Source organism: Thermogemmatispora sp., assembly GCF_019683755.1.
Lineage (GTDB): Bacteria > Chloroflexota > Ktedonobacteria > Ktedonobacterales > Ktedonobacteraceae > Thermogemmatispora.
This window is the reverse complement of record NZ_JADGHT010000046.1, coordinates 1-19,890: the sequence shown is the minus strand read 5'-3', so window position 1 is coordinate 19,890 and position 19,890 is coordinate 1. Positions and strand designations below refer to the sequence as shown.

At 61.1% G+C, this 19,890-nt stretch carries 16 protein-coding genes; 3 read left to right on the top strand and 13 right to left on the bottom strand.

The features are described 5' to 3' along the window. Positions 1-147: 147 nt before the first annotated feature. The 9 genes from IRZ24_RS05405 to IRZ24_RS05365 all read right to left on the bottom strand — a co-directional run bounded on the left by IRZ24_RS05405 (position 148) and on the right by IRZ24_RS05365 (position 12,451). Entirely contained in the window at positions 148-1,773 is a 1,626-nt protein-coding gene (locus tag IRZ24_RS05405; protein ID WP_297160962.1) for a serine/threonine-protein kinase, read from the bottom strand. Between the two features lie 240 nt (positions 1,774-2,013). Further along, the gene (locus IRZ24_RS05400; RefSeq protein WP_297160960.1) at positions 2,014-2,787 is read right to left on the bottom strand and encodes a metallophosphoesterase family protein; all 774 of its coding nucleotides are present in this window, start codon (positions 2,785-2,787) and stop codon (positions 2,014-2,016) included. A gap of 429 nt (positions 2,788-3,216) precedes the next feature. Further along, on the bottom strand, positions 3,217-4,923 hold the full coding sequence (locus IRZ24_RS05395) for a helix-turn-helix domain-containing protein (protein WP_297160958.1): 1,707 nt from the start codon (positions 4,921-4,923) through the stop codon (positions 3,217-3,219). Positions 4,924-5,243: 320 nt separating this feature from the next. Then, a complete protein-coding gene (locus tag IRZ24_RS05390; RefSeq protein WP_297160957.1) occupies positions 5,244-6,059 on the bottom strand; it encodes a tetratricopeptide repeat protein in 816 nt (271 codons plus the stop codon). A 63-nt stretch (positions 6,060-6,122) separates the two neighbouring features. After that, a complete protein-coding gene (locus tag IRZ24_RS05385; protein ID WP_297160954.1) occupies positions 6,123-7,694 on the bottom strand; it encodes a MiaB/RimO family radical SAM methylthiotransferase in 1,572 nt (523 codons plus the stop codon). Between the two features lie 185 nt (positions 7,695-7,879). After that, entirely contained in the window at positions 7,880-9,133 is a 1,254-nt protein-coding gene (locus IRZ24_RS05380) for a DnaJ C-terminal domain-containing protein (protein WP_297160952.1), read from the bottom strand. A 180-nt stretch (positions 9,134-9,313) separates the two neighbouring features. Beyond that, positions 9,314-10,198, bottom strand: coding sequence for a hypothetical protein (locus IRZ24_RS05375; protein ID WP_297160950.1), 885 nt, complete (start codon positions 10,196-10,198; stop codon positions 9,314-9,316). A 263-nt stretch (positions 10,199-10,461) separates the two neighbouring features. Beyond that, positions 10,462-11,859, bottom strand: a complete 1,398-nt coding sequence (gene pncB, locus IRZ24_RS05370; protein WP_297160948.1) for a nicotinate phosphoribosyltransferase — start codon at positions 11,857-11,859, stop codon at positions 10,462-10,464. Positions 11,860-12,121: 262 nt separating this feature from the next. Continuing rightward, positions 12,122-12,451, bottom strand: coding sequence for a hypothetical protein (locus tag IRZ24_RS05365; protein WP_297160946.1), 330 nt, complete (start codon positions 12,449-12,451; stop codon positions 12,122-12,124). 91 nt (positions 12,452-12,542) lie between these two features. On the opposite strand from IRZ24_RS05365, the gene IRZ24_RS05360 reads away from it, so the two are divergent. The 3 genes from IRZ24_RS05360 (at position 12,543) to IRZ24_RS05350 (ending at position 16,837) form a co-directional block, all read left to right on the top strand. Next, the gene (locus IRZ24_RS05360; RefSeq protein WP_297160944.1) at positions 12,543-13,049 is read left to right on the top strand and encodes a (2Fe-2S)-binding protein; all 507 of its coding nucleotides are present in this window, start codon (positions 12,543-12,545) and stop codon (positions 13,047-13,049) included. A 373-nt stretch (positions 13,050-13,422) separates the two neighbouring features. Beyond that, positions 13,423-15,783, top strand: a complete 2,361-nt coding sequence (locus IRZ24_RS05355) for a xanthine dehydrogenase family protein molybdopterin-binding subunit (RefSeq protein WP_297160942.1) — start codon at positions 13,423-13,425, stop codon at positions 15,781-15,783. A gap of 184 nt (positions 15,784-15,967) precedes the next feature. Beyond that, entirely contained in the window at positions 15,968-16,837 is an 870-nt protein-coding gene (locus tag IRZ24_RS05350) for a xanthine dehydrogenase family protein subunit M (protein ID WP_297160940.1), read from the top strand. A gap of 222 nt (positions 16,838-17,059) precedes the next feature. Here IRZ24_RS05350 and IRZ24_RS05345 read toward each other — a convergent pair whose 3' ends face one another. The 4 genes from IRZ24_RS05345 to IRZ24_RS05330 form a co-directional block, all read right to left on the bottom strand. Continuing rightward, positions 17,060-17,596 carry an NUDIX domain-containing protein gene (locus IRZ24_RS05345; protein WP_297160938.1) on the bottom strand — a complete coding sequence of 179 codons (537 nt, stop codon included), beginning with the start codon at positions 17,594-17,596 and terminating at the stop codon, positions 17,060-17,062. A 144-nt stretch (positions 17,597-17,740) separates the two neighbouring features. After that, a complete protein-coding gene (locus IRZ24_RS05340) occupies positions 17,741-18,037 on the bottom strand; it encodes a helix-turn-helix transcriptional regulator (RefSeq protein WP_297160936.1) in 297 nt (98 codons plus the stop codon). Between the two features lie 104 nt (positions 18,038-18,141). Then, complete coding sequence (locus IRZ24_RS05335) at positions 18,142-19,044, bottom strand: class I SAM-dependent methyltransferase (RefSeq protein WP_297160933.1); 903 nt, start codon at positions 19,042-19,044, stop codon at positions 18,142-18,144. Positions 19,045-19,069: 25 nt separating this feature from the next. Further along, a complete protein-coding gene (locus tag IRZ24_RS05330; RefSeq protein ID WP_297160931.1) occupies positions 19,070-19,432 on the bottom strand; it encodes a hypothetical protein in 363 nt (120 codons plus the stop codon). Positions 19,433-19,890: the final 458 nt, after the last annotated feature.

Below are 19,890 nucleotides of genomic sequence, written 5' to 3'. Positions count from 1 at the left end.
GGAAGGGGGAGGGCTGTGGCTGCACGTCTACAGGAGGGAGGAAGCGATGGCCTATCTGGGGTTAGAGCTGCCGGTGTGGTAAAGGCAGAGAGAGACAGGCGTAGGCTGGAAGCAGGAGCAAAACATTGGTCTCCCTCCCCTGTGCCCTCAACCCTGTTGGCGCTCGAGCCATTGCTGCAGGGCCATCTCAACCAGAGCGCTGACCAGAAGCATCACCAGCAGGGACGCCAGCACACTCCACAACAGCCCGTTCGTCAGACCAGGGATCAACGTTGCCAGCGTCACCAGCAAAGCCAGCGTGACCTCGGCCATGCCTGTCTTTCCCAACAGATTGCCCAGCAGCGGCCCCAGCACCAGCAGCAAAGCGCCTGGCAGCAAAGCTAAGAGCGCCCGCCCCAGACCGCGCAGCGTACGGCGCTCATAGATCCAACCAGTCAGCAGCGCCGCTATAGGAGGCATGAGCAGAAATGGAGAAAATGACAGCCAATGCCCTGTCAGACTGATCGTCGCCAGAAAGAGCGCATAGACTCCATTGACCACTGCTCCGCGCCAGCTTCCCCACAGTGCCCCAGCCAGCAATGTGCCGCTGCCCACCAGCGAGCCACCGATTGCTGTATAGAGCCAGAGAGGCAAGCCCAGCGTCTGTAAAGGTGGGCGCAGTAACAACAATGGCAGGAACGGCACAATCAGCACAACAGCGTAGATAGCCAGATAGAGAAGCTGCTTCGGCCTGACTGGGCCACGCAGGAGCGGCAAATAATTCAGGGCCATTGGCGGTGGAGGCAGGCGCGGCGGAGGCGCCCCCGTCTCAGCATAATATGAAAAAGCAACAGGAGCCTGCTCTGTTGGCAGGGCCGCGGCGGCTCCAGCCGAGAGGAGGCCTCCCCCAGACGCCGACAAAGGCAGCGACGCGCCGGCGCCAGCCATGAGCACCGCCACCCCGCTGACCTGCTCCAGCGCCTCCGCAAAAGCGCGCACCGAAGGGAAGCGGGCGCGCCAATCCTTGGCCAAAGCCCGCAGAATGACCTCCTCTACCGCCGGCGGTAGCTCAGGCACCTGGGCGCGTAGAGGAGGTGGCATCACCGTGCAATGGCGCACTGCCACCTCGGCAAAGTTGCCCGTAAAAGGCGGCGCTCCACAGAGCCACTCATAGAGCACCACCGCCAGCGCATACTGATCGCTCTCCGGGCGTGGGTGGGCCTGAATCTGCTCTGGGGCCATATAGAGCACCGTCCCCGCCAGATTCTGACTACCAGCCGTGCCCTCCACAGCCTGGCCCAGCGACCCCGTTGTCTCCAGGATAGTCGCAATGCCGAAATCCGCCAGCCGCAGCAGGCCATCCTCTCCCAGCAGCATATTCTCCGGCTTCACATCCCGATGCACGATGCGTCGCTCGTGGGCATACTGCAGTGCCTCCGCCGCCTGGCGCACATAGCTCAAAGCCAGCGCCAGCGGCAAACGACTCCCACGCGGATAGCGCTGGCGCAGCGAGCCGCCTGGCAGATAGTCCATCACCAGATAGGGCAGATGCCCCTCATGGAGACCGAAATCCAGCACTCGCACGATATGCGGATGCACCAGAGCGGCAATGGTACGCGCCTCACGGCGGAACTGCTCGACCGCCTCGGGGCCGAGTGCCGCGTGCAGCACCTTGACAGCGACCTGCGTCTGCAAGTGCACATGGGTCGCCAGATAGACCTGGGCAAAACTTCCCGCCCCTAGCAAACGCTCTAAGCGATAATGGCCAAACTGCTGACCACAATAATCGGTCATAGCTCCTAACCCTGGTATAGCGGAATGAGTCACAACCTCGCGGGCTTGGTCACCTAGCCGTCCAACCAGCTCCCCCGGCGGGAAAAGGCAGCCTGCTCTCATTCCTCCCCTCTAGCCCATCAGCCAGCAGTCGACCGATCAGCGAATCGACCAACAAGCAGACTGCCAGGAAAGAGGTAGAGGGCCAGGCCAGGCCTGGCCGGACCTGACCCGGCCTGGGCGCGCTTAACCTGCCTGCAATCAACCCTTTCTGGCGACATATTCCCCGCGCATGTAGCCCAGCAAATAATCGCCGGCCGGATGACGCACGCGCCGGATCGCCTCCATCACGGCCTCTCGATCATAAGGAACGCGCCGTAACTGAAGCTGGTAACCGCTATTATTGGCCTTCACAATCGCATAGCTGGCCACCAGCTCCGGGGTCACCGGATTACTCACACTGCCCAAATTCACCACCCGCACACCAGCCACAGTACGATCGAGCGGAATATGCGTATGGCCGACGCAGATCAGATCGGCATTACAGTCCTTTACCAGAGCCTCTAACTCCGCTTCACTCAAGCGGGGATGAATACCAGGGCCATCGTCGGTACCTGGGGCCGCATGCACGCCCAACAAGCGCGTACCATCGGGCAAGGTCAGCCGCTGCTCCAAAGGCAAACGGCTCAACCAATCCAGCCAGCCGGTTGCAGTCACATACCCTTTCGTCCAGGCGAAACTTTTCACCGTGCTCAGCAGTTTCGGAAGCATCTCAAGGCGGCCCTGGGCTCGGATCTGCTCAATCGAAATGGGAAGCTCATCGCTGACAACATAACGATCCGTATTGCCGCGCGTAAAACGCACCCGCGGCAACTTCGTCACCCGCTCCAGCACAGTCACAGGATCATAACCAATGGCGACCAGATCGCCCAGAATCCAATACTCGTCAATTGGCCCCTGCGTCTGAATATCGGCTAGAACGGCCTCCAACGCAATCGGATTCCCATGAATGTCCGACAAAACCGCAATGCGCATGCCAGCAGTCCTCTCTTCGCTGTAGCTCAGTTGCACTCACTCAAGACCCTCGACTCATGACCGCTTCTCGGCGGCCTGCATTCATGACAGGCAGGACCTCCGTTGCCGTCATCGCATCAAAAGCCAGCTCTCCTGAGAGGTAGCCATACTGATGAGAGAAAAACGCCCTGGGTCGATCCTTGCCTCTTTGCAAGTAGAAAGCGCAGCCGGCGCGCCGCCAAAAGTTGGGAAGAATGGCCCTGCTCTTTACTCTTGGGTCATCGTGGTACACCCCTGTAAAGGATAGCACAATGATAGCTGTCTGATAGCTATTCCTGACCATCGGGCTATGGCTGAGATTTCGGCTCGAGCGAAGGCATACCCCTGCTACGGATCAAGCCTGACAAGGAGACGGGCGGGACGAACAATGAGATGGAGAAAGAGCGTATTTCAGCGATCCTGCAGCATATAGCGAATTTTGAGGGCAATCTGTAAAGAGAGGCGCAGCTCCGAATCTTCAAGCGACTGTCCAAGTAGCTCCTCGATGCGCTCAAGACGATAGAGCAGAGAATTGCGGTGCATATGCATAGCGCGGGCCGCCTCACTAAGGTTCCCATTACAGCGGAAAAAGCACTCCAGCGTCTCGATCAGCTCCCCGCCGCGGCTATCGTGCTCCAGCAAGGGGCCGAGCGTCTCGCGGTAGAAAGCCGTCAGCTCCTCATGGCCATAGAGATGGAAGAGCAGGCGATAGATCCCCAGGCGAGCGAACGAATGCAGGCGGCCCTCACCGAAGAGGCGGCGCCCGATCTCCAGGGCCTGCTGGGCCTCGCGCATCGACTGTCCGATGCCCTGGATCTGCTGCGCGATGCGTCCGATGCCGACGGAATAGAGAGGATCACTCTCCCCGCGTGCTACTGAGCGGGTACCGCCGGAGGCGGCGGCAGTCTCCCCTTTAAGGAAATTGGTGCTTTGCAGAATACGGTTGTGGACTCGTTCCAGGCGCGAAAAGAGCGCCTGCTCCAACTCATGGTCAGAGCGCGCATCGCCGCTACCCGTACGCAGATCGCCGAGAGGCAGCAAGGCTGTCACGCGCTGCTGCTCCGTGACCACCCAGGCCATAGGCCAGGAGCGCAGCAACTCCTCCCGCACGCGCCGGCTCCAGCCGGCGATAATTGTCCCGGTAGGGGGTGTAGCATGCTGAGGTGACAGCTCAAAGACCACCACCACCTGAGGAGGGGTCAGATCGTGGCCCAACAAGCGAGCGCGCGCCTGCATCTCCTCCGGCTGCTGGTAGTTGCCCTGAACTACATCCAGAAAAGCCTCCAACTGATAGCGGCTCTCTACCTCACTGCGCTCGCGCTCGCGCACAAACTCCAGCGCCAGAATAGGCGAGACCTGGCCCAGCAAGAGGCGCTCTTGATAATCGAAAGTCTGCTCTCTGCCGATCAAAGAGAGGTAGCCGACAATCTCGTGGCGGATTAAAATCGGAACCACGACGCGCGCCAGGCCCTCCTGACGCAGCAGGTCATCATCCAGCAAAGAAGGCAGGTGGGAGGGCAGCATACCCTCTGGCAGAGCGCTGGGAGGAGCCACCTGCCAGCGCGGCGCATAGTCAGCATCCTGCACTACCACCCACTTCCCGGTCACACGCGCCAGATGCTCGCACAGGCCCTGGATACCGACGCCCTGGACGCTGAGCTGCATCAACTGGTGAGCCACCTCGGTAGCGCGGCGCTCAATCTCGCTGCGGAAGCTGGCCACAAAGGTAATCACCTCGCGCACAATCTCCTCCAGCGGAGCCGAGGCTGGCAGGTAGATGAGCGGAAGGTGCAGGCGATTGGCCACGGCCTCCGCCTCCGAGCCGAGGGCCTCAATCGAAGGGGCGGCCACAGCTACCGCAGCGATCCCCTCCCGATGCAGCGTCTGCAGCAAATGGGGCAGCGTCTCATCCAGGCGGCGCAACTGCGTCAAACTCAGCAGAGCCAACTCACCACCACGGATACTCTCAAAAGCCGGCAGGCGGGCGCGCATTCGCAAGGCCCAGGTCACGCGACGCTCTAACCCCTCAGCGCCGGCCACGAGCTGGGCGTCGCGGGACGCGAGCAAGGTGAGCACATTGCGCACCGTCGCCGCTGAAGCGGGGGACGGGCTAGTCATCGCAGCGCCTCCATACAAGAGGGAAGCGCGGCGTTACCGCCGCGCCGTATTCGAAGCCGTACTCGCGCTAGCTCGCTGAGCCTTGCGCTTCTCCCTGCGCTTTTTCTCCTTAATGCGATGCTTGCGAAGAGCGACGCGTTTCCGCTTATTCATAGTAGAGCGCAACCTCTTTCCAGATCAGAGTAGTCTGCGTGTCCTGTGATGAGCACCGAAGAGGACCAACACAGCAGCATCCAGCGACCGGCAAACACCCCAGAGAGGAGGCAGTGCCCACAAGAGCGGACACCGCGCCGGCCCGAGGGAGCGAGAAACGACCTTCTCTACTCCTCGACGTCAGTGCCGGTCTCGAAATCGAGGTCGCCGAACTCATCGCTCTCCTCGGTGCCCTCGTAGTACTCATCCTCGCTGAGCAGCTCATCCTCCTCGTCGCGGTCGTAGCGCAGCATGCTATCCTTCGTGTACGGCCTGACGAGTTCACCACCAGCCTGGGCCGGGAAGCTCACCGTACCCACCATGCTTGGATGCTGATACGACTCACTGATCACCACGCGGACATGACTGTTATCCAGCGTTGAGATCGCGGCCTCGTAGCGATTGCCATGCTCCATCAAGGTGATCAAGCGGTTAGCCAGCCGCGGCTCAATCTGGCCGATCCGCTCGCCCGTGGCGGAGCGCACATAGATCGCATGGCCATCGCGCTCAAGCTGGACCTTCTCGCCGGTGCTGACCCGGGCCAGAACCTGGGGTTCGGCCAGGTTGATCAGGTCGGTGGTTGTCCGCTTGCCAGGTTCCTCATTGAAGATGACCGGATCGATAGCAACAGTTGCGGCATTGACGCGCGCCTGATCCTCCTGGATAAGGGCGAGCTGCTCCAGATTCTTGCGAGCGATCGTATTATTGGGATTGAGCTTCAGCGTCTGGGAGTAGGCCTCGCGGGCCTCAGCGTACATGCCCAGCTCGCGATAGGCCTTGCCCAGGCGATTGTAGGCCTCGGCCTCGTTTGGGAAAAGACTTAAGATATTGCGATTGGTAACGACCGCCTCCTGCCACTGGCTTGCCAGAGCCTGCTGAATGGCCAGCTCCGTCCACTGCTTCTTTAGCCGGGCCTTCTCCTCCGCCGAGAGCGCTTGCGTCATCAGATGCCACCTCCATCTACGAACAGACTGCAAAATACCACGGGCCAGAACCTGGCCCGCCTATTATACCGCAACTGCGCAACCCTGCAAGGACCAGGCGGTAGCGCGTTCGATACGCACCTGCACCAGGTCGCCGGGGCGCAGGGCGTCAAGGTCGATGCCTGCCTCGCGCCCATCATGGAAGGACTGATGACCTTCGTCATCAGCGGGAGGGAAGTAGACCAGCTTATTGCCGCGGTTGCGGCCCTTCCACTGACGGCGGCCATGCAGTGTATTGCTCTCCTCGATCAGGACCTCCTCCACCCGTCCCACATACTGCTGATTCAGCTCCAGCGCAATGCGGGCTTGCAGTTCCTCAACGGCGTGCAGCCGCCGTTTCTTCTCAGCCAGCGGCACATCATCGGGCCAGCGGGCCGCTACTGTACCCGGGCGCGGGGAGTAGGCGGCCACATGGACCACATCGAAGCGGATCTCCTCCAGCAGATCGAGCGTATGCTGAAACTCCTCCTCGGTCTCGCCGCAGAAACCGACAATGACGTCGGTCGAGAGCGTGACCCCAGGCCACCAGGCCCGCAGTTTGGCGATCAGCTCGCGATACTCGGCGATCGTATAGCCACGCTTCATGCGACGCAGGACGGCATCGTCGCCCGACTGCACAGGAATATTGACGTGCTCGCAGACCTTGGGCAGAGCCGCCATGCGCTGAATCATGCGATCCGTCATATGGCGCGGGTAGGAGGTCATAAAGCGAATGCGCTTGAGACCCTCGATCTCGCTCAGCTTCTCCATCAGGTCGGCCAGGTCTGGCTGGCCCGGTAGGTCGAGACCATAGGCCTCGACTGTCTGCCCCAGCAGCGTCAGCTCACGCGCTCCCTTGGCTACCAACGACTGGGCCTCGGCGTAAACCTCATCCAGCGGGCGACTGCGCTCACGACCCCGGCGATAAGGTACGATGCAGTACGTGCAGACCTTATTGCAGCCCAAAATCACCGGTAGCCAGGCGGTAGGCGCCACGTAGCGCGCCTCAATCTTGGTCGGATAGTGGGCGACGCGCTCACCAGGCCGTGGCGTGATCGCCATCGGTAGCACGGTGCGCTGACCGCTGCGGCTGAGCGAAGTCGCGATAGTCGGCGCCGGCTGGCTCTGGCGGGGGCGCTCCTCCCTTTCCTCTGTTGGAGTGGGCGGCTGCAACTGATGCAGTTGGCCGCTCTCATCCTGATACTCGATGTCCAGGCAGCCCGCCCCGGAGATAGGCGTCCAGCGCTCTTCGAGGAAGCGCGGCAGGATATCCGCCTGCTCTACCTTGAAGAGCAAATCAATATGGGGATAGCGGCGTGTCAGCTCGTCGATGGTCTTCTGGTTGCCGATCATGCAGCCCATCAGAGCAATCAGCAAGTCGCCGCGCCGCTCCTTCATCTGCTTGAGACGCACAAGCAGATTATGGGCCTTCTCCTCGGGCGCCTGGCGCACGCTGCAGGTATTAAGCACTACCAGATTGGCCTGTTCCAGGCTCGTTTCCTCCCAGCCCAGTTCATCCAGCATGCTCTGAATGCGCTGCGAGTCGGCCTGATTCATCTGACAGCCGACCGTCCAGATGTGATACTTCCCCTTAGGAATGGTGGCAGTTGTGGTCATAATGGATCGTCCCTCTCCGAGCCTCTAGGCTTTGCGTGCATGCTTCTTTCTCTGCAAGTGCTCTGCTTCTCTCTCCTCTATGCCTGCCTACCCTGCGCTGGCTAGCCGTCTGGCTGGCAGCTAGCCATGCCGCGTGGATCAGTCGCTTTTCCCTGGCTGGGTATTATACACCATCTGCACGGGATTTAGAAAGTCCAGACTTTGAGATGGCGATAGGTTACCTCTGTGGCCTGGCCGCTCTCGACAAATGGCACTGCCAGCAATGCCAACTGACCTGCGCGGTAGCGTCCGTCGGTGACCTTGATCACTGGCTCATGATTGAGATACAGTGTCAGGCTGGAGCCGCGGACAACCAGAGCCAGCAGGTTAGATGCGCTGTGACCGCGCTGAAAACCAATGGCGATACTCCGCGACAATTCCTCTGCCTGATCGCCGTCTCCACCGGTATAGGCAAACAGGGAGCAAAAGCCGCTGGTATCAGTCTGAAACAGATAATAGCGATCGTTATCGATATCGCCACGGAAAAGCAGCCCGCCTTGATCTCCCTTGACAATGGTCATTTCGACCTCTAGGACGAAGTCGCTATAGCCAATGCCATTGCTGCAGGCCTCAAAGAAGCGCGGGTCCTGGGCCATCACATGGTAGGCGCCGGCCTGAAAGGCGCAATGCCTGCCGGTTTCCCAGCCGATGCTATTGCGCGGATCGCTCAGCGGCGTGTAGAGGATCAGTCTGCCGCCTCCTGGCGGGTAGGGGTTAGGGTAGGCGGCGATAGTCGAGGCGGTGGCCTGGGCTGCCGTTGTCGCCTGAGTGACAGTGCTGGTGCGCCATGCCGCCTGCCTGGTGGCAGCAGCAGCGGTCAAAGCCCCGCTGGTCGCGGTGGCGTTAGCCAGCAGCCAGCACGGCTGCTGGTGCTGCTCCACAAGAAAGCCCAGGCTGCTGGCCAGCAGCAGCCCAATGGCCAGGGCAGTGATCAGAAGCGTATGCGGTCGCGACCAGCGCCTCTGACTGCCAGGAGAGGGCGCTGACGGCTGAGAAGCAAGGCCGGGGGCTGGCCCCTGTGGAGTTGAGACCGGGGGTGAGCCTGGTGGCAATTTGGGGATGATGGGGCTGGCCGGCGCTGCTCGCTGTCCTGGCTGGCTGCTCAGCAGAGTGGGAACCTCCTCCTCGAGCAAGTCGGGTGCCGATGGCGTCGCTGGTGGTCCAGGCAGGACCGTAATTGTCAGATGCAGCGAGCCATAGGAGCCGTCCCCACGGCGTCGCCCCTGGCCAGCAAAGCTGATCCGCTGGCCTGATTGTATGCCCGCTGGCAGCGTAATCGGGAGCCGGCGCCCGTCAGGCAAAGTCAGGACGCGGCTGGTACCAGTGTGGGCCTCCTCGGCGCTGATCGCGAGCGTGGCATGCAGATCGTCGAGGCGCTGGGACTCGGACTGCGCAGACATCGTAGCCTCTTACCTCCTGATGAAAAATAAGAACCCACCGGCTGGGGGCGAGTGGAATGAGCCACATGGCCGGCCTGGCTCTGGCTGTTCCTGGCCGTCTTGTGCTTCTCCTACCCTGGCCTTACAACAAAGAGAACGCATGAGCAGGCCAGGCGTGGTGCCCTGACCTGCCGGTCCCACTCAGGAGCGGGAGAGAAGACGCTGCGCTTGCAGCAGGCGTAAGCCACCAAGGAGCAGACAAAGATCGGCCACCTGGAGAAAGAACAGATTGTTAAAGCTGTTGGTGATGCCGGGGATAGAGAGGATCAGGATGATGATCGGGAACAGTCCGAAAAGGAAGGTTGGGCCAGGGTGGAGACGCCAGCAGACAGGACGCAGCCACCAGACCAGCAGCCCTAACCAGAGCGCAACAGCAGCAATCGCGTCAGCGACCGTCACCAGGGAACGCTGGTCCGGGGCTGTCAGCAGATAATCAAGCAGAACAGCGCCGCTACCTCCCACCAGGGCCAGAGCGAAGAACCAGCTATCCCAGCGAGGAGAGCGGGCCTGCTCCGTAGCGAAACAGAGGTACATGCCCAGCAAAGAGAGATTCCCCGAGACGTTCAAATAGGCCACTGTCGCCGGCTGCGTGCTGGCGCGCAGATTGAAAAGCAGGTTGATTCCTACGAAGCAGGCCCACAGGCAGCCGAAAATGGCTCCCAGGCGGACCCAGGCCGTACGCCCCCGGACCAGGAGCGCGAGCCAGAGCGAGAGCAAGGCCGCCAGATGAGCAAGCTGGGGCCAGTTGCCACCGTAGAGATGGGCCTGCCAACCGTTGGTCAGGAGGCACTCGACGCTGAGGCCCAGACCAAGAGTCAAGGCGAAGACCACAATAAAGCCAGGCGTCCAAAGCACGGTCTCTGTAGACTCGCCCGTGAAGGTCACCCCTTCCGTTGCAGGCCCCTCTGCCGGCCTTGGCTGGCAGGCGACCAACGCCGGGTCTGTACAGGCTGCCTGCTCTTGTTGAGTGGGGGGCTTGTCCTGAGTCTCAGCCAGCTCGGGCGGCTCAGTGGCGCGCTCAGCCATGCTCTCTTCCCCTTTCCTTAGAAAGTCCTTCCTTGATCGAGCGCTTCATGGCATCCTCGCACGAATCGGCTTCTCAGCATTATACCCCACGCGGGAGAGAAGGCGGCAGCGCTTGCCATCAGGTCCCAGAAGCCCGAGCGGCACAACTCCGTCAGCCAGATCCCCTGTCCAGAGCCGGCGCACCAACGTTAAGCGGGCAGAGCAGAGCGAGCGCGTGCCCTTAAAGATGGCTGCCGTCCGCCTTGCCTGCCCATACTCCTCGGCTACTCAGGTAGCTCTACCCCAACAATGCGCGCCGCCTGGCGGCGTAACACCTGCAAGCCCTCGCTGAAGCGCACCGGGTAAGGCTCCTGAACCGTCAAAGCCCGGTACTTCTCGGGCAGCGCGGCCAGATTCTGCTGAGCCAGCTCGCGGATCTCCGAGAGAGGCGGCAGGCTGCCAGGAACCATCTCACCATTGCGCATGACCGGCTTTAGCAGGCGGTGATAGCCCGCAGGGGCCGGCTCATGTGCCAGTTGGACTACATCCTCTTCCCACTGGGGGTGACGATAGATCTCCTTCTTGCCCGGCCAGGTTGATTTCTCACTGGCCAGCTTCACTTTCGGGTACTCGGTGCCGTTCTCGTCGACATACCAGACTTCCTTGTAGACCGCTCCGAGTGAGCCGCCAGCGATGCCGCGCTCCACCGAGCCAGCCCCGCTGCCCAGGGCTGTGCCAACCCCGAAGGCATCGATAGCCGCACCGGCCTGGAGCAGCTCCAGAATCTTCCACTCGTCCAGGTCGCCGCTCGCCAAGATGCGCACATGTTGCAGACCTGCCTTATCAAGCTGCTCACGGATATAGAGACTGTCGGCCACCAGGTCACCGCTGTCGATGCGAACCGCGGCTAGCGTGTGGCCCAGGGTTTCCTGTGCCCGGAGCGCCACCTCGATCGCTGTGTGGATCGCGCGGCGCGGATCATAGGTGTCCAGCAGCAAGGTATAGCGGTTATAGGCCTGAGCAATGGCCTCGAAAGCTTCCTCCTCGCTGTCGAAGAGTTCGATCAGCGCGTGGGGGACGGTCCCGGTCGCGGGGAGACGGAACTCATAGGCGGCGTTGAGTAGCGAGGTACTGGCGCAGCCGCCAATATAGGCCGCGCGCGCCACTGTCATTGGCTCCTGAGCCCGGCGAAAAGCGAATTCGGCCACCCGGCGCGGCTGACCCTGCTGGGCGGCGTAGACGATGCGTGAGGCCTTGGTGGCGATCAGCGTCGCCAGGTTCATGGCCTGCATAATGCCAGCTTCTAGCAGCAGGGCCTCGCGGAAGGGGGCCGTTACCCGCAGGATCGGCTCATTGGGAAAAGCGATTGAGCCTTCCGGCATAGCGAGGATCTCGCCAGTAAAGCGCAGATTCGCTAGCTCATCCAAAAAGGCTGCGTCGTAGTCGCGGATGCGCGCCAGAAACGTTAACTCTTCTTCGGTATAACGGAACGACTGCACAAATTCAAGCGCAGCCTCTAGACCGGCCACAAGGAGATAGGCACCCCCAAAGGGGGCGGTGCGCGTGTAGAGGTCAAAGGTCGCCAGGCCGTTGCGACCGGTGCGCCAGCTCACATAGGCAGCATCTGGATGATACATGTCGGTCATCAATCCCGGGTGCACACTGGGGGCGCGGCGATGCATCGGTTGCCCTCCTCACTTAGTGTACTTTGTACGCTATTGGAAAATCAGGGATATTGTACCACAAGCGAGCGGGGGAGGGGCAAGGAATCGGCCTGACGGGCCTGGCGCCGATTGACACTCAGCCCATTCGTATGCTACTCTCTATCTGTTAGCTGAAACGAGTTCTTGCCGGTCTGGCGCGCTTGTTTGCAGCGAGCTGTCTCCGCGCAAAAGCAGCCGTGGTTATCTTGCGCTGCCGCGAGCTTGAGGCCTGGCGCGAGCCTCAGCGGGCCTGAGCGCGGGGGAGAGCCGGCGGGCGACTCGAGCGTGCAAGGTGCTCAAAAGGTCGTTCTCTCTGGGCGTGTGTAAGGAGCGAGAAAGGAAGGAGAAAACCGCGCATGCAAGAGGCAGGGAGGTAGCGATCTGGCGAGCCTCCCTGGTGATCCTTTCCCCGTACTTGCGAAGCATCCAGAGCCAGCAGCGCCGAAGCAGGGGCATCTGAGCGCCTGTGGCCTTGTAACAGATCGATGACGATGGCCGGTGCGCCCAGGTCATCCCATCCATTCCACGACGACTGCTGCAGTCCGACGTCCAAAGGCGAAGCTGTTCCCACTAGGCCCTCCTGTTCCTGGGTCCCTGTATACTGAACTGAGGGCAGAAACTCACGGGCCTGATCAAACCGACCACATGTGGAGGTATCACCAATGACGACGAAGCGCGAAATCACGGTGACTGTGAATGGTCAACAATACCGTTCAGAGGTCGAACCGCGCATGTTGCTGGTGCACTATTTACGCGATGTGCTGGACCTGACGGGCACGCACATTGGCTGCGACACGTCGCAGTGTGGAGCCTGTACTGTGCTGCTCAACGGCGAAGCAGTCAAGTCCTGCACTGTGCTGGCCGTGCAAGCGGACGGCTGTGAGGTTACGACCATTGAGGGCCTGGCTCCAGAGGGACAGCTCCATCCGCTGCAGGAAGGCTTTTGGGAAAAGCATGGGCTGCAGTGCGGCTTTTGTACGCCAGGCATGATCATGGCGGCCTACCAGTTGCTCAAGACCAACCCCAACCCAAGTGAGGCCGAGATCCGCAAAGGGCTAGAGGGCAATATCTGCCGCTGCACGGGCTACCAGAATATTGTGCGGGCCGTCCAATATGCGGCGGAGAAGATGCGGGCTGGAGCCTCGCAGCCTGTGGGCGCCAGCGAGTAAGATCGACGCGGCGACTGGCTGGCGGCTATTTCTCCCACTCGCTTGCTCACTGGCCAGCCAGGTTCAAGCGATGACCCCACTCATCTCGCGAGTACCATCAGCGGTTCGTCTGGGCCGGCGCGTGAGTGCGTCTCTAGTGGCGCGCCCGGCGCGGTAACACGGCCTGTGACGGCCAGGCTCACTCGTTTACTGGCGATTGTGCACGTAGTCATCCAGCGGAAAGATTGCTTACCTGGCTCAGACAGTGCTGTCTGCAGGCCGTTCGCCCTGCCGTTCGGGGCCGAGCGGGCGGTGTTGGCTGTGTTGAACTGACCAGGTCTCCTCTATCCATTCGTCTCTGTTGCCTGTTACGAGGAGAAAGGAACGGTTGCTTATGGGTATTGCTGCACTGGTTGGTACGCCGATTAAGCGGCGCGAGGATCCCCGTCTCATCACCGGTCAAGCGACCTACGTTGATGATATTAAGCTCCCCGGCATGCTCTATATGGCGGTTCTCCGCAGCCCCTATGGCCATGCCCGCATTCGCAGCATCAATACCGAGGCTGCTAAGCAGGCGCCGGGGGTGGTTGCAGTCTACACGGCCCAGGATCTCAAGGGGGTCGTTGGCAACATCCCGGTGGCGGCCCCGCTACCGCCGCACATCACCAATGGTATGGGCCGGCGTGGCCCACTGGCGGAGGGCAAGGTGCGTTTCTATGGCGACCCGGTGGCGGTAGTGATTGCCGAAAGCCGCTATGGGGCACGTGATGCGCTCGATCTGATCGAGGTCGACTACGAGCCGCTGCCGGCGGTCGTTGATCCTGAGAAGGCAGCCCAACCCGATGCGCCCTTGCTCTATGAAGAGTTCGGTACCAATGTCGCGGCTTCGGTACGCCCCCCAACCGATGAGATCGATCGCGTCTTTGCTGAGACCCAGGCCAATGGCGGTATTGTTGTCAAGCAGCGCATGGTCAATCAGCGTCTGGCCCCTTCGCCGATGGAGACGCGCGGCGTGGTGGCCGAGTTCCGCAAGGCGGATCGGACGCTGACCATCTGGAGCTCCTCGCAGATCCCCCATCTGTTGCGTAACTACCTGGCTGAGCAGCTTGGTCTGCCACAGCATCAGGTGCGCGTGATTGTCCCCGAGGTCGGTGGTGGCTTCGGCTGCAAGCTCAATATTTATCCGGAAGAGGCGCTCGTGGCCTTCGCGGCCATGAAGACGGGCCGCCCTGTCAAGTGGATTGAGGACCGCAGCGAGAATCTGGCGGTGACCATCCACGGACGCGACCAGATCGATTATGTGGAGGTAGCGGCAACGCGCGAGGGCAAGATTACCGGTCTAAAGGTCCATGTGGTCTCTGATCTGGGCGCCTACCTGCAGTTCTTTACGGATGTGATCGCCATTGCCTTCACGCTGCCGATGATCTGCGGCTGCTACGATATCCCGGTAGCTTATGGCAGTTGCGATATCGTCTTCACCAATAAGGCCCCGACCGATGCCTATCGCGGCGCAGGGCGACCCGAAGCGGCCTATCTGGTGGAGCGCGCCGTAGATCTGGTGGCCCATGCTTTGGGCAAGGACCCGGCTGAGGTGCGCATGATCAATTTTGTGAAGCCGGAGCAGTTCCCGCATAAGATGGCCACGGGGACGGTCTACGATAGCGGCAACTATCAGGCAGCCCTGGAGAAGGCCATGCAGTTGATCGGCTATCAGCAGTTGCGCGCCGAGCAGGCTCAGAAGCGGGCCCAGGGGAAGCTGATGGGCATTGGCCTCTCTTCCTATGTGGAGATCTGCGGCATTGGTCCCAAGGGCTTGACGCCCTTTGGCCTCTATGAGAGCGCACGGGTGCGCGTCGATCAGAGTGGCGATGTGCTGATCTATACGGGCGCTTCGCCGCATGGACAGGGCGAGGAGACAACCTTTGCGCAGATCGCCGCCGATGAGTTTGGTATCCCCATCGAGCGCGTGCTGGTCATCCACGGCGATACCGATTCGACCCCCGAGGGACGCGGTACTTACGGCAGCCGCACGACGGCAGTGGGCGGTACGGCGGTCTATAATGCGGTGCAGAAGTTGAAGGAGAAGATGAAGCAGATCGCCGCCCATATGCTGGAGGCCAGTCCGGCAGATGTGACCTTGGAGGATGGCAAGTTCTCGGTGGCTGGCGCGCCGCAGAAGGCGGTGACCTTCGCTGAGGTGGCGGCGGCGGCCAATTTCTCGAATACCTTGCCGCCGGGGATTGAGCCAGGCCTGGAGACGACGGTTTTCTTTGAGCCGGAGGCTTGTACCTTCCCGTTCGGGACGCATATCTGCGTCGTGGAGATTGATAAGGATACGGGTGAGGTGCATCTGACGCGTTATGTGGCCGTTGATGACTGTGGGCGCCAGTTGAATCCGTTGTTGGTGGCTGGTCAGATCCACGGTGGCATTGTCCAGGGGGTCGGGCAGGCCCTCTTTGAGGGCGTGGTCTACGATGAGAATGGCCAGTTGCTTACTTCGACCTTCATGGACTATGCAATGCCGTTGGCTTCGGAGCTGCCGCCTTTTGAGTTGGATCATACAGTGACGCCGACGCCTTATAATCCGCTGGGGGTCAAGGGTGTGGGCGAGGCCGGGACGATCGCGGCCACGCCGGCGGTCGCTGGGGCCGTGGCCGATGCCCTCGGTCTGCCGCATGTCGATATGCCGTTTACACCTGAGCGCATTTGGCGCATTATCCAGCAGCAACAGGCACCGTCACAGCCGCAGGCCTGAGGTGGTCAGCTCTGGCTCCGAGCGGCGCGGTGCGCCTCTGTTGCTCTGGTGAACGTCAACGATGACGGCGAAGGCTGAGGTGGGGCGCGGGCCGGCGGGTCGCTCGGCCTTCTGGTTAAGGTGGCTGCTTGGAAGCCTGCTGGTCTGCGTACCCTTGATGTACGATGCGAGGAGGAGATGTCTGATGATTCCTGCCGCTTTTGAGTATCATCCTGCGACCTCGGTGGATGAGGCCATTGCCCTGCTCTCACAGTATGGCGATGATGCAAAGCTGCTGGCCGGTGGCCATAGTCTGATCCCTACGATGAAGCTGCGTCTAGCTCAACCGGCCCACTTGATCGATATTGGTCGTATTCCTGGCCTTTCTTATATTCGGGAAGAGCCTGGTGTGGTGGCGGTGGGGGCTTTGACGACCTATGCAACAATTGAGCGTTCAGAGGTCTTGCGTCGACATTTTGCCCTCTTGCCCGAGTGCGCTTCGGTGATTGGTGATCCGCAGGTGCGCAATCGGGGCACGATTGGCGGGAGTATTTCGCATGCTGATCCGTCGGCGGATATGCCAGGGGCGGTGCGCGCGCTGAAGGCGGAGATTCGTGTCCGGGGTCCCCAGGGGGAGCGTAGTATTGCTGCAGATGATTTCTTTCTGGGGACCTTCACGACGGCGCTGGAACCGGGCGAGATGGTGACGGAGATTCGCTTCCCGCTGCCGCCGGAGCGTACGGGCAGCGCCTACATGAAGCTGGCTAATAAGGCGTCGCATTATGCGGTCGCGGGCTGCGCGGCAGTGGTGACGCTGGGGGCCGATGGCACCTGCACGGCGGCGAGTGTGGTGATTACGGGGGCGGGTACGCTGCCGACGCGGGCGGCGGCGGTGGAGGCGGCGCTCTTGGGTAAGAAGCTGGATGAGGCGACGGTGGCTGAGGCGGCCAGCCACGCGGCTGAGGGCCTGGAGCTGATGGAGGATATCCACGGTTCGAAGCAGTATCGGGCGCAGATGGCCTGTGTGATGGCGCGGCGCGCTATTCTGAAGGCTGCTGAGCGAGCGCAGGGCTGATTGGAAGACCCGCGAAGCGGCATCAGTCAATCGGTCAGCCAGCTAATCAGTCAGGGAGCGCAGCACGCTTCAAACCTGGCTGTGGCGCAACTCCAGTGCCTGGGCTGAACGAGATGAAGGGAGGACTCTGGGCGAGCCAAATGGAAAAGGCTCTGCTCAGGGTCCTCTGTTGTGGAGAGAAGGTGAAGGTGATGGGCGGTCGCTCTGGCTTTTGGCGAGAGGCTAGCAGATCAGGGGGAGCCGCTGGCGTTGCTCTGCCTGGAAAATGTGCCTGATTAGCTCGGCGTGGTCGAGAAAGAGGGGAGGCAGAGCTGTCACTTGGAAGATCTCAAGCTGAAGAACGCTGCTTCCCAGCCTGGCGCTCTGCTGGAGACGTCCCAGGTCGCAGTCGACCAGGTAGGTCAATGAGAGAACCTGCGCGCGTGTGGCAAGCGGGGCCTGCAGGAAACGCGGATCTCGCTGTGGTCGCAGTAGGCCGAAGAGACCGGCAAGCTGCCAGCGTAGGATGCCGCTGGCCTGCAGCTTTTTGTCGGGAAGGCCATTGATGCGAGCAGGCTGGATCTCTGTCAGGCCTAGTTCTTCGCGCAAGGCCCGCAGGAAGGCCTGGTCTGCGCGCTCTCCCCAGTGCATTTTTTCCCCGACCAGAGCATAGCACTGCTCATCTTCTCGCAGGATCAGGGCGATATGTTGACGGGCCGGATCGGTGAGGATGAGGTCGAGTGCGATGGCAAAGCGGGCGTCTTCTTCACGTAAGGGCATGGGTATCAACTCCTCTTCTGTTGTTCTCGGGCTGTTGGGCGCCGCCTGAGTGATGCGCGAGAGAGCGACGCCTGAGCGGTCGCGGATCGCGACCGCTCAGGACGCCCCCGGAAGCTGGCTTCCTTGCCTAGGGCAGCAGCACGGTCAAGTAATTGGGCGCGTAGGGTCTGCCGGCTCCTGTCGTTCATCTGGCCTGGGCAAGGCTTCAGGTGGACACTGCTCCCAGGGGGCTTTCTTGATTGCTTCGCGCCAGGAGTGAACGCCGAGTGTCTCGTAGATGCGCTGGAAATAGAGATTGACGCTTCCAACTTTGATGCCGAGCTGAGCGGCAATTTGTCGCCGGGCTAGTCCCTGGCGGGCAAGGGCCAGTACGCGCCATTCTCGCGGGCTGAGGCCTCCGGGCGTGGCAACCCGTGGCCTGTGAAAGGCTCGTCGTGTCACTGCGGCTCTCTCCTTTCTTTGCTTGGCGCGATTGGTCTGGGACACGGTGCTGATATGCTGAAGTGGCTTGCGTAAGTCAATGGCGCTGTTGGGACGCACTGGGCTTAGCGCTGGCCCGCGGCTAGATAGCAGGCGTACTGTGTCCGGTGTTGATCACATTCCTGCTCAAGGGCGGCGATGGTCTGGCGAAAGTGCTCAGGGCTGAGGCCGCAGATGCTGGTAACCGGCGCTTCCAGGCCGCTAAAGCCTGCGACAAGGTCGCGTATGAAGAGGAGACCCAGGCGTCCAGCCCAGGCACCGACGGGCAGCCAGAGCGTATGGCTGAGGATCTGGCGACAGCCGGCTTGTTGGAGCCATTGGCTCAGCCGGTTCATCTGGGTGCCATCGATCCCTCGCATGGCGGCGGCTTGACGTCCCCAGGCGATGAGCTGCTGCAGGCCAGGGCCAGCGTTGCGCGTCTCGGCGCCAAGTTCGATCAATTCGATCCAGCCACCTGGGGCGGTGACGCGGTACAGCTCCTGGACTACCCACGGCCAGCGTTCCAGGGGCAGAGCGGCCACCAGGAAACGCTGATGGGTGTAGAGAAAGGTGCTGTCGGCAAAGGGGAGGCCCTCTAGAATGTTTCCCTGAACAAAGCGGTAGTTGGGGGGTGAGGTCGTGGCTTTGACCTGTTCGAGGTCAAGGCCGGTCACCTGGGTCAGGGGATAGAGGCGCGCGATCTCGATGGCCCAGCGACCGCTGCCGCAGCCAACGTCGAGCACCTGCCCCCCATGCCGAAGCTGTTCTTCGATAGGGGCAAAGGTGAGCCGTCCCAGTGCGAGGCGCAGGACGTAATGCTGAAAGTCCAGGCGGTTGATTTCGTCCAGATCTTTGGGTAGCAGGTAGGGGACGCCTGTGAGGCGCCGGCGCCGGTCGCTCTGGCGCTCGGGGCTGAGGGCCGGCGCCGGCTCTGCCTGCTCCTGCTCGGCCTGGACGGGATGTAGCCACTTCCAGAGACGTGTGAACACGCTCAGACTCCTTCCTTGCGAGTGCTTAGGGATAAGTAGCAGTCAGGTCTGCGAGGGCGCTTTCTTCACCACGCAGGTGCGCCGCTAGCTCCTCGCTGCTGATGGGCTGAGGCCGGAGGACGGCGGGGGCGGCGATGATCTGCCAGGCACGCGCCGCCCCAAAGCGGGCAATCAGGAGATCTATGGTTTCCCACATGTCAAGTAGCCAATCAATAAGATGCTCGCTCTCTTCGCTCGGTCCCAGCTCCTCGCGTAGGGCGGCAATCAGGTCCTGCCGGCTCCTGGATAGGCTACGACTGCCGACGGGTGGAGTCGGCTCGTCCTCACTACACTGGGGACAATGAGAAGCAGTCAAGACGCTCTTGCCGCTAAAAGGCATGGTTGCCATTGTGATGGCCTCTCTCTCTTCAGAGTTATTCTGATGTCAATACGTCTGGTCAATAGAATTACTGGGCATTATTGGGCCTCTACCCCCGGCTTCGCAGCCAGGCACCACCTGCCCTTTTTGCTGATATAAATAGTAATAGTGTATTTTTTATGTTACGACGCGATCTGTTGCTGAATCTACTATAGCCGGCTTCCCTATCACAGTAAATGGTAGTTTGTGATAACTTTGTCTCAACTTCATTTCCGTTAGAAAAGGAAACCTTGAACAGGGTATGACCTACTGTTATACTGACTAGAGGAATAGGAAATTCCGTCTCCTTGGTGTCTCGACAAGGAAGAGCGTCCGGAGAGGAGGAGAGAGATGAGTGTGCTACGGAGGCTGAGAGAAGAGGAGCCGGAGAGCCTGAGAAGGCAGGCGAAGAAGATCGGGATAGCGGTGGGGACGTTGCAGGCGGCGGA